Origin of the sequence: Planotetraspora sp. A-T 1434 (assembly GCF_025420585.1) — a bacterium.
Taxonomy (GTDB): domain Bacteria; phylum Actinomycetota; class Actinomycetes; order Streptosporangiales; family Streptosporangiaceae; genus JAOEGB01.
In genome coordinates, this window is sequence record NZ_JAOEGB010000017.1 from 167,802 (window position 1) to 176,879 (window position 9,078).

General features: G+C 70.1%; 10 protein-coding genes. 5 read left to right on the forward strand and 5 right to left on the reverse strand.

The window, feature by feature from the left end; translation table 11 throughout:
- Positions 1–243: 243 nt before the first annotated feature.
- A complete protein-coding gene (locus tag N5079_RS22575; RefSeq protein WP_261585966.1) occupies positions 244–1,227 on the reverse strand; it encodes a GNAT family N-acetyltransferase in 984 nt (327 codons plus the stop codon).
- Positions 1,228–1,376: 149 nt separating this feature from the next.
- Positions 1,377–1,622 carry a DUF2630 family protein gene (locus N5079_RS22580; protein ID WP_261585967.1) on the reverse strand — a complete coding sequence of 82 codons (246 nt, stop codon included), beginning with the start codon at positions 1,620–1,622 and terminating at the stop codon, positions 1,377–1,379.
- A gap of 51 nt (positions 1,623–1,673) precedes the next feature.
- Here N5079_RS22580 and ddaH point away from each other — a divergent pair, with 51 nt between their 5' ends.
- Both ddaH and leuA read left to right on the forward strand, forming a co-directional pair.
- Positions 1,674–2,420 carry a dimethylargininase gene (ddaH, locus tag N5079_RS22585; protein WP_261585968.1) on the forward strand — a complete coding sequence of 249 codons (747 nt, stop codon included), beginning with the start codon at positions 1,674–1,676 and terminating at the stop codon, positions 2,418–2,420.
- A gap of 285 nt (positions 2,421–2,705) precedes the next feature.
- Entirely contained in the window at positions 2,706–4,442 is a 1,737-nt protein-coding gene (leuA, locus tag N5079_RS22590; protein WP_261585969.1) for a 2-isopropylmalate synthase, read from the forward strand.
- 245 nt (positions 4,443–4,687) lie between these two features.
- On the opposite strand, the gene N5079_RS22595 is transcribed toward leuA, so the two are convergent.
- Positions 4,688–5,404 (reverse strand): TetR/AcrR family transcriptional regulator, encoded by a 717-nt coding sequence (locus N5079_RS22595; protein WP_261585970.1) that lies wholly within the window; start codon positions 5,402–5,404, stop codon positions 4,688–4,690.
- Positions 5,405–5,516: 112 nt separating this feature from the next.
- On the opposite strand from N5079_RS22595, the gene N5079_RS22600 reads away from it, so the two are divergent.
- Positions 5,517–5,864, forward strand: a complete 348-nt coding sequence (locus tag N5079_RS22600; RefSeq protein ID WP_261585971.1) for a YrdB family protein — start codon at positions 5,517–5,519, stop codon at positions 5,862–5,864.
- Positions 5,865–5,866: 2 nt separating this feature from the next.
- The gene (locus N5079_RS22605) at positions 5,867–6,796 is read left to right on the forward strand and encodes an NAD-dependent epimerase/dehydratase family protein (RefSeq protein ID WP_261585972.1); all 930 of its coding nucleotides are present in this window, start codon (positions 5,867–5,869) and stop codon (positions 6,794–6,796) included.
- On the opposite strand, the gene N5079_RS22610 is transcribed toward N5079_RS22605, so the two are convergent.
- Both N5079_RS22610 and N5079_RS22615 read right to left on the reverse strand, forming a co-directional pair.
- A complete protein-coding gene (locus tag N5079_RS22610; protein ID WP_261585973.1) occupies positions 6,797–7,642 on the reverse strand; it encodes a hypothetical protein in 846 nt (281 codons plus the stop codon). It abuts the gene before it with no gap.
- 1 nt (position 7,643) lies between these two features.
- On the reverse strand, positions 7,644–7,973 hold the full coding sequence (locus N5079_RS22615; protein ID WP_261585974.1) for a PadR family transcriptional regulator: 330 nt from the start codon (positions 7,971–7,973) through the stop codon (positions 7,644–7,646).
- A gap of 53 nt (positions 7,974–8,026) precedes the next feature.
- Here N5079_RS22615 and N5079_RS22620 point away from each other — a divergent pair, with 53 nt between their 5' ends.
- Entirely contained in the window at positions 8,027–8,953 is a 927-nt protein-coding gene (locus N5079_RS22620) for a Gfo/Idh/MocA family protein (RefSeq protein WP_261585975.1), read from the forward strand.
- Positions 8,954–9,078: the final 125 nt, after the last annotated feature.

Consider the following 9,078-nt stretch of genomic DNA (forward strand, 5'->3'; position numbering starts at 1 on the left):
CGCTTCCTCACCGTGTGCGCCCGGCTCCCGGCTGGCGCAGGGGCGGCACCGCGTTCCTGGCACGGCTCAGGGCGAGGTCGGGCCACCAGGAGCCGCCGGGGGGCGGCGATCCCGTAGACCGGGTCCGCGCCGCCCCCGGAGCCCCTGGTGCACTGGCCGTTGGTGACGAGGTAGGCGATGTCGCCGTCCAGGTCCGCCCCGAGGACCGGCGCCGTGCAGAAGCGGGCGACCCCCTTTGGGACGTCAGAGGTGAAGCTGCCACTCGTTCCAGATGTCGAGCACCTGGAAGCCCATCTGCTCGTTGATGCCGATCATGTGCGGGTTCGACGTGGAGTTCCACGTGGCCACCTGCTCGATCGAGGGCTCGCAGGCGTGGAACCAGGTGAGGTTCGCGAGCTTGAGGATCAGGCCCAGCCGGCGGCCCCGATGCGGGCGCAGCACGCAGGTGTCGAACTGCCGGGCCCAGCCGCGGGGCTCCTGGGCGTCCACGGCGAGCCGGGTGAAGCCCGCCGGCTCGCCGGTCGCCGTGTGCCGGGCCATCATCGTGTAGACGGCGAGCCCCGCGCCGGCCAGCACCTCGTCGTGTCTCCGGAACCGCTCGGCGTCCCAGTGCTCGTCCTCGATGTCCAGGTCCTCCAGGGGCGCGTCGTTCATCCCGTTCATCAGCCGGGCCATGTCGTCGAGCAGTTCGTCACCCGCCGGTCCGATCCACCGTTCGACCGAGTAGTCCCGCGCGTGCCGTACGGCATCGGCCCGCATGAGCTCCAGGCCGGACCAATCGGCCGTGCGGAGGTCGAGCACCCGCCGCGCCTCCGTGGCGGCGGGGAAGAAGCCGTGTGCCTTGGCGAAGGCCGCGCCGGGCCGGTCGGCGGCGGCCGAGCCGACCAGCACCCCCCTGCCTTCGGCCTTGACCCGGGTCATGGCGTGATCGAGCAGCGCGCCGCCGAGGCCGCGCCGCCTGTGGCCGGGGTGGACCTTGAGCAGGTGGAGCAGCGCCAGGTGGGTGTTGTCCGCCTCCGGGAAGTGGAGGGTGTAGCCGCCGAGGACCTGACCCTCGCGGACGGCCACCCAGGTCTCGCCGCGCTCCCTGGACCAGCCGCCCTCGATCGTCATCTGGAAGTGGCGCAGGGTCATCGTCGGCCCCGGAAGGTCCTCGGCCTGCGTGACGGCGTACAGCCCGGTCAGGCGATCACCGGGGGCGGTGAAGTCCAGGCGCTCGATCTGCATGTGAACAAGCCAACAACACCGGAGCGGCGGATCGCCAACGGTTTTCGTCCCCGGCCACGGTTGGCCCACATGCCGCGGCGACGCGGGCCAGGCGTCGCCGGACCCGCGGGTGCGCGCACACGCCGCGTGCTCGGCGTGCCGATGTGGCTCTACTGCTGGTAGTTCTCGACCTCGCTCACCGGCCGTGGGGCGGCGTTGTCCGGGTCCTCTCCCGCGTTCCGGCGGGCGCGGCGCTGACGGAGCAGGTCCCAGCAGCGGTCGAGGTCCTCCTCCAGTGTTTTGATGCGCGCGTGCTCCTCCTCGCTGGTCACCTCGCCCGCCGCCAGCCGCTCGCGCAGGGCGTGCTCCTCGTCGATGAGCTCGTTGATCTGCCCGAGGATCTCGTTGTCCTTCATGTTCAACCCCCTTCGTCTGGAGTCACCCTAGCGTGATAGGAATCAAGACTTATGGGAGGAACCGCACTGGTCAGGCGGCCGGGGCCACGGCTGGCCGAGGGCATCGTCACGAACATCCAGCGTGAGATGGTGGACGCCGGGCTGGCCGCCGCCCAGCACGCGGCCTATGTGGCGGCCCTTCGTGACAACGGCTGGCGGCCGGTCGAGGTCGAGCCCGCCGACGACCTCCCCGACGGGCCCTTCGTGGAGGACACGGTCGTCGTCTGCGACCGCCTCGCCGTACTGACCCGGCCGGGCGCGCCCGAGCGGCGGGCCGAGGTGGCCTCGGCGGCGAGAGCCGTACGCGACCTGGGCCTGGACACGGTCACGATCACCGAGCCGGGGACTCTCGACGGCGGCGACGTGCTGCAGGCGGGGGAGACCATCTACGCCGGCCGGTCGGCGCGGACGAACGACGAGGGCATCGCCCAGCTCGCCGCCGCGCTCCCCGGCAAGAAGGTCGTACCGGTGAACCTGCGCGGCGTGCTTCACCTGAAGTCGGCCGTCACGGCGCTGCCCGACGGCGCGCTGATCGGCGACCCGGAGCACGTCGACCTGCCCGACCTGCTGGTTCCTCCGGAGGAGTCCGGCTCGCACGTCGTCCTGCTCGGAGGCGGCACGGTCCTGATGGCGGCCTCGGCGCCGCGGACGGCCGCGATGCTCCGGGAGCGCGGCCTCGGCGTGGTGACCGTGGACATCGGCGAGTTCGAGAAGCTGGAAGGCTGTGTCACCTGCCTCAGCGTGCTGATCCCTGACTGACCTTCCGGAATGCTCTCCTGGGGCCCCCGGCGGGCTCGGAGGTTCCGCCGCGTTTCCGGCGTCTGCTAGTCTGCATGGCATGCTGCGCGGACTCCTTCTTATCCGCCGCGGCGAGGGCCTGTAAGAGGCCGGCTCCCTCGCCGCGGTGCGAGTCGTGCGCGTCGGCCGCCCCTGGTTTTCTCCACCGGCGACCTATTTCTCAACGATCCGGGCAGTGTCCCTGTGTCCTTCCCCGTGTCGTTCCCGTGTCATTCCAGGGTCGCCGTGCGTCCGACGAGGAGCATGATGAATTCGCAGCAGCAGCCCAGCCCCATGCCGTTCCACCGATACACCCCGTTCGAGCCGATCCGGCTGACGGACCGCACCTGGCCGGACAAGGTCATCACCAAGGCGCCGCAGTGGTGCGCGGTGGACCTGCGTGACGGCAACCAGGCCCTGATCGACCCCATGGACGCCCACCGCAAGCTGAAGATGTTCGAGCTGCTGGTGCGGATGGGCTACAAGGAGATCGAGGTCGGCTTCCCTGCCGCGTCGCAGACCGACTTCGACTTCATCCGGCAGATCATCGAAGAGGACCGGATCCCCTCCGACGTGGTCATCCAGGTCCTCACCCAGGCCAGGCCCGAGCTGATCGAGCGGACCTTCGAGTCCCTGCGCGGCGCGCGGCAGGCCATCGTCCACCTGTACAACTCGACCTCCACGCTGCAGCGGCGGGTCGTCTTCGGCCAGGACAAGGACGGCATCACCGCCATCGCCGTAGAGGGCGCGAAGCTGTGCAAGAAGCTGGCCGCCGAGAGTGACACCGAGATCTCCTTCCAGTACTCGCCGGAGTCCTTCACCGGCACCGAGCTGGAGTACGCGGTGGAGGTGTGCAACGCCGTCAACGACGTCTGGCAGCCCACCCCCGACCACAAGGTGATCGTCAACCTGCCGGCGACCGTGGAGATGGCCACGCCGAACGTGTACGCCGACCAGATCGAGTGGATGCACCGCAACCTGGCCTACCGGGACTCCATCGTGCTGTCCCTGCACCCCCACAACGACCGGGGTACGGCGGTCGCGGCCGCCGAGCTGGGATACATGGCGGGCGCGGACCGCATCGAGGGCTGCCTGTTCGGCAACGGCGAGCGCACCGGCAACGTCTGCCTGATCACGCTGGGCATGAACCTGTTCTCCCAGGGCATCGACCCCGAGGTCGACATCTCGGAGATCGACGAGATCCGCCGCGTCGTCGAGTACTGCAACCAGCTGCCCGTTCACCCGCGCCACCCGTGGGGCGGCGAGCTGGTCTACACCGCCTTCTCCGGCTCCCACCAGGACGCCATCAAGAAGGGCTTCGAGCACCTGGAGCGGGACGCGGCCGCCGCCGGGGTCCCGGTGGACGAGTTCACCTGGGCCGTGCCGTACCTGCCGATCGACCCGAAGGACATCGGCCGCACCTACGAGGCCGTGATCCGGGTCAACAGCCAGTCGGGCAAGGGTGGCGTGGCCTACATCATGAAGGCCGACCACCAGCTCGACCTGCCGCGACGCCTGCAGATCGAGTTCTCCCGCGTCGTCCAGGCCCGCACCGACGCCGAGGGCGGCGAGGTGACTGCCGCGGCGATGTGGGAGTCCTTCACCGACGAGTACCTGCCCAACCCGGCCAGGCCGTGGGGCCGCCTGGGTCTGCTGGCGCACCGCAACTCCTCGGCGGTCGACGACAAGGACGCGATCAGCGCCGACATCCGGGTCGACGGTCAGATCCGTGAGGTGGAGGGCGTCGGCAACGGCCCGATCTCGGCCTTCTGCGACGCGCTGGCCGGAGTCGGGATCGGCGTGCGGGTCCTCGACTACACCGAGCACGCGATGAGCGCGGGAACCGACGCCAAGGCGGCGTCCTACGTGGAGTGCGAGATCCAGGGCCCGGACGGCGCGCAGGTCCTGTGGGGGGTCGGCATCGACGCCAACACGACGACCGCCTCCCTCAAGGCCATCATCTCCGCCGTCAACCGCGCCACCCGCCCCCACCTCCCGGCGTGATCATGCACAGCTTCCCCGACGTGGCCCGTGAACTGCCCACACCTCGGGCGTGATCATGCACAGGTTCCTTCAAATGGTCTCCGACCTGCCCAAAAGGCATTCATGACCATGCAGTGAAGGCGGCATCCATGAGATCCACGGGTGTCGCCTTCATCGCTTCATGCCAGTGAAGGTGGCGGACCTCCTGCATGATCACGGCCGGAGTTCCGCCAGGTCAAGCGCCATGTCCAGGAATCTGCGCATGATCACGCCGAAGGGTTGGGGGCGGGTTGGAGGCCAATCAGGTGGCCGAGGCACACGATGTTGTGGTCGAAGAGCTCGTCACGGTGTGTGATCACGTTGTTGAACTGGCCGAACAGCTCGAAGTTCACCATGCCGAACAGTCCCGTCCAGGCGATGATCGCCCGCGTCACGACGTCGTCGGAGACGCCCGGCATGAGCGTCCGCACGGCCTCGGCGTCCGATGACAGCACGCCCGGAGGTGACGGGCAGATCTCCGGCGGTGACAGCCGTCCCGCCCGGAAGGCCTCCGAGATGATCCGCCCGTACACCACCGTGTCCCGGCTCGCCGGCTCGATCGTGTCCTCGGGAGCGCGGTAACCCGGCACCGGCGAGCCGTACAGCAGCGCGTACTCATGGGGGCGCGCCAGCGCCCAGTGGCGTACGGCACGGCAGACCGCGAGCCACCGTCCGGCGAAGTCGTCCCGCGCGCAGGCCGCGTCGGCCTCCTCCACGGCCTCGCCGATCGCGTTGTACCCATCGATGATCAGCGCGGTGAGCAGGTCGTCGCGGCTCGGGAAATACCGGTAGATCGCCGACGAGACCATTCCCATGTCCCTGGCGACGGCGCGCAGCGACAGCCCGCCGGCGCCGTCGGTGGCGAGATGGCGCCGGGCGATGTCGGTGATCTCCCGGACCAGCTCCGCTCTCACCCGCTCGCGCGCGGTACGGCTCGCGTTCATGGCCTCAGGTTATCAGAGCACTGACTAGAAAAAAGAGCAGTGCTCTTGACGGGTGTCGCTCTCAAGCGAGAGCATTGCTCTCATAAGGGAGCAATGAACTTAAGGAGAAGCGATGCTTACCGTCGCCAAGGGGACCAACGCCGCGCTCATGTTCTTTCTGGAGCTGGGCGTCCTCGCGTCGGTCGGCTACTGGGGCTTCACTGTGAGCTCGCATCTCGCCCTGCGGCTGCTGGCCGGTCTCGGCGGCCCGGCCCTTTTCATCGCCGTATGGGCGATCTTCGGAGCCGCCAACGACCCGGTCGTCCCGCTGACCGGCGTCGCCCGCGCAGTGCTGGAGATTTTGTGGTTCGGAGGCGGGGCCGTCGCCCTGGTCGCCTCCGGCCTGGTGACCACCGGCACGGTCTTCGCCGCGCTCTACATCCTCAACGCCGTTCTTCGGCTCGTCTGGAATCAGGTGTGAACATGGGAAAGCACGTCATCGTCGGAGCCGGCCAGGTGGGCGGACAGGTCGCCGAGCTGCTGGCGGACCAGGGACACGAGGTCGTGGTGGTCACGCGGTCGGGCTCCGGCCCGGTCAGGCCCGGCATCAGCCTGGTCGCCGCGCAGGCGGGGGACGCGGCCACGATGCGGCGGCTCACCGAGGAAGCCGACGCGCTCTACAACTGCGCCAACCCCGCGTATCACCGCTGGCCCGTGGACTGGCCGCCGATCGCGAACGCGCTCCTGGAGGCGGCCGAGGCCACCGGGGCCGGGCTGGTCATTCTCGGCAACCTGTACGGCTACGGCCCCGTGGACGGGCCGATGACCGAGGATCTGCCGCTGGCGTCGACCGGCACCAAGGGCCGCGTGCGAGCCGCGATGTGGGAGCAGGCGCTCGCCGCTCAGCAGGCGGGCCGGGTGCGGGCCACGGAGGTGCGCGGCTCGGACTACTACGGCCCCCAGGCCTCGGACCAGTCGTACCTCGGGGAGCGGTTCGTCCCGCCGTTGCTCGCCGGCAAGCCGGCCATGGTGCTGAGCGACCCCGACGTCCCCCACAGCTGGACCTATCTGCCTGATGTGGCCCGCGCCCTGGTGGCGGTGGCCGGGAACGAGCGCGCGTGGGGCAGGGCGTGGCACGTGCCCACGAGCCCGGCGGTGACCATCCGGACGATCGCCGAACGCCTGTGCGCGCTCGCCGGCGCTCCCGCGCCGCGCCTGCGGCGGATCCCGTGGCCGCTGATCCAGGCGGCCGGTCTCGTGGCCCCCTTCATCCGGGAGTTGAAGGAGACGCGTTACCAGTTCGACCGGCCGTTCGTCCTCGACTCCTCGGCCTCCGAGGCCGCCCTCGGCCTCACCCCCACGCCCCTGGACGAGGCACTCAAGGCCGTCATCGCCCAGTGGCGTACGCGCTGATCAGGCGGGCGCGGCCGCCGGAGCCATGACTGCCTCTCGATGACGCAGGGAGACCTTCATCGCGGTCGCGCACATCGCGAGGCTGCACAGGGCGCCGGCTGCGACGGCGATGAGGAACCGCGGGGACATACTCGGGGAGCCGAGGATCATCAGAGCTATCGAGGGGAGCCAGGCGAACGCCGTCATCCCCGCGGCCAGCGCCTGGACGGTGCCGGCCGAGCGCGTGCTGAGTGCCAGCACGGGGTCCAGGCGGGCGATGGCCGGCAGGACCAGCGCGAGCGCCAGCGCCAGCGGCGCGAGGAAGCCGCCCGCGATCGCGTTGCCGAGCGGGTCCCGCGCCAGACCGTCGCCGGCCTCGGCGAAGAGCGAGAAGCCGACCGGCAGGGCCAGGAACGGGGCCATGGTGAGGACCACGACCGGCACGCCGTCGCGGGACCGCATCGTCCGGGCGGCGGCGTGCACCAGCAGGGGCGCCACCGCCAGGACGGCCATGAAGATCCCCGCCACGAAGGCCGTCGAGGAGATCGACGCCAGGACGTGCGGGACCCTGCCCGCCGCCGTCGCGTTGAGGCTGGGCAGGTCACGGGCTGCTTGGCCCCACAAGGTCAGAAGTGCCGGCGCGCCCGCTCCGAGGAGCGCGGCGGCGGGGATGCGGATCTTCATGGAACGCCCTCCTCCGGGGATGAGGCCACGGTGCGACCACGCGTCGACCGCGCCGAACGAAAGGTCTGCCAGGGTGCGGAGCCGCACCGGCCGCGTGGAGAGCAGGTCCCGGACCTCCTCGCCGTACCGCTCACGCCACGTGCGGGGGTAGAGCCCGATCACCGCGCCGCCCAGTTTTCGCATGTCACGCCACCCCCCAGGAGGGCCGCGCGCGGCGCGTGCCCGTCTGCTCGATCCGGCGCAGCGTCGCGAGCTGCTCGCCCAGCGCGTCGCGGCCGGCAGGTGTGATCCGGTACGGCCGGCGCCGCTCGGCCGCCGGGAGCGCCTCGATCCATTTGCGCTCCTCCAGCCGCATGAGCGCGCCGTACAGTGTGCCGGGCTCCAGCGAGGTGCCCGAGAACTCCTCGATGTCCTGGATCATCCGGTAGCCGTGCTTGTCGCCCTCGGCCAGGCTGACCAGAACCAGCAGTGCGACATCGGTGAACCGGCCCAGCTCCGGTGCTCGTCGTCCCATGTACTCAGTTTCACTTAATAAGTGTGATTGAGCAATGGCTATAGGCTTCCGGTATGAGAGTCGGGATCATCGGGCTGGGGGACATCGCGGAGAAGGCGTACCTGCCGGTGCTGGCGGCGACGCCCGGAATCGAGCCGCACCTGTGCACGCGCGACCGGGGAACCCTCCACCGGCTGGGCGACGCCTATCGGATCAGGTCCAGATCCACGTCCGTCGCGGAGCTGGTCGACACGGGGATCGACGCGGCGTTCGTCCATGCCGCCACCGAGGCGCACGTCCCGATCGTCACCGCGCTCCTGGACGCGGGGGTGCACGTCTACGTCGACAAGCCGCTCGCCTACGACCTCGCCGACTCGGAGAAGCTCGTACGGCTGGCCCGCGACCGGGGCAGGTCGCTGATGGTGGGCTTCAACAGGCGGTACGCCCCCGGATACGCGAGCCTGCGAGAGCGCCCGCGAGACCTGATCGTCATGCGGAAGAACCGGGCGAACCACCCCGACGACCCCCGGACCGTGGTCTTCGACGACTTCATCCACGTCGTGGACACGCTCCGCTTCCTCGTCCCCGGTCAGGTCACCGGTATGGCGATCAGGACGCGGGTGCGGGACGGGCTCCTGGAACACGTCGTCCTGACGCTGGACGGGGACGGTTTCACCGCCATCGGCCTGATGAGCCGCGTCAGCGGGGCGGCCGAGGAGACCTGCGAGGTCATGGGCTGCGGCGCGAAGCGCGCGGTGGTCAACCTCGGCGACGTGATCGACTACGCCGGCGGGGAGACCCTGACGAGACGGCCCGACTGGGCCTCCGCGACGCGCCAGCGCGGCATCGAGCAGATCTGCCACGCGTTCCTCGGCTCCGTCCGCGAGGGCCGTACGGTCTCGGCGGATGACGCTCTGATCACTCATGCCATCTGCGAGGACATCGTGGCCCGAGCGGCCCGCGCCGCCAAAGACGCGGGCCGTACAGGAACCCATGCATGATCACGGGTGCGGACAGGGCTGGCAGGGGGTCGTCCCCGGGAAATCATGCGTGATCACGGGCACGGATGGCGCTGGTGGGCTGCCATGCGCGGGAACCTGTGCATGATCACGGCCGGGGTTAGGGG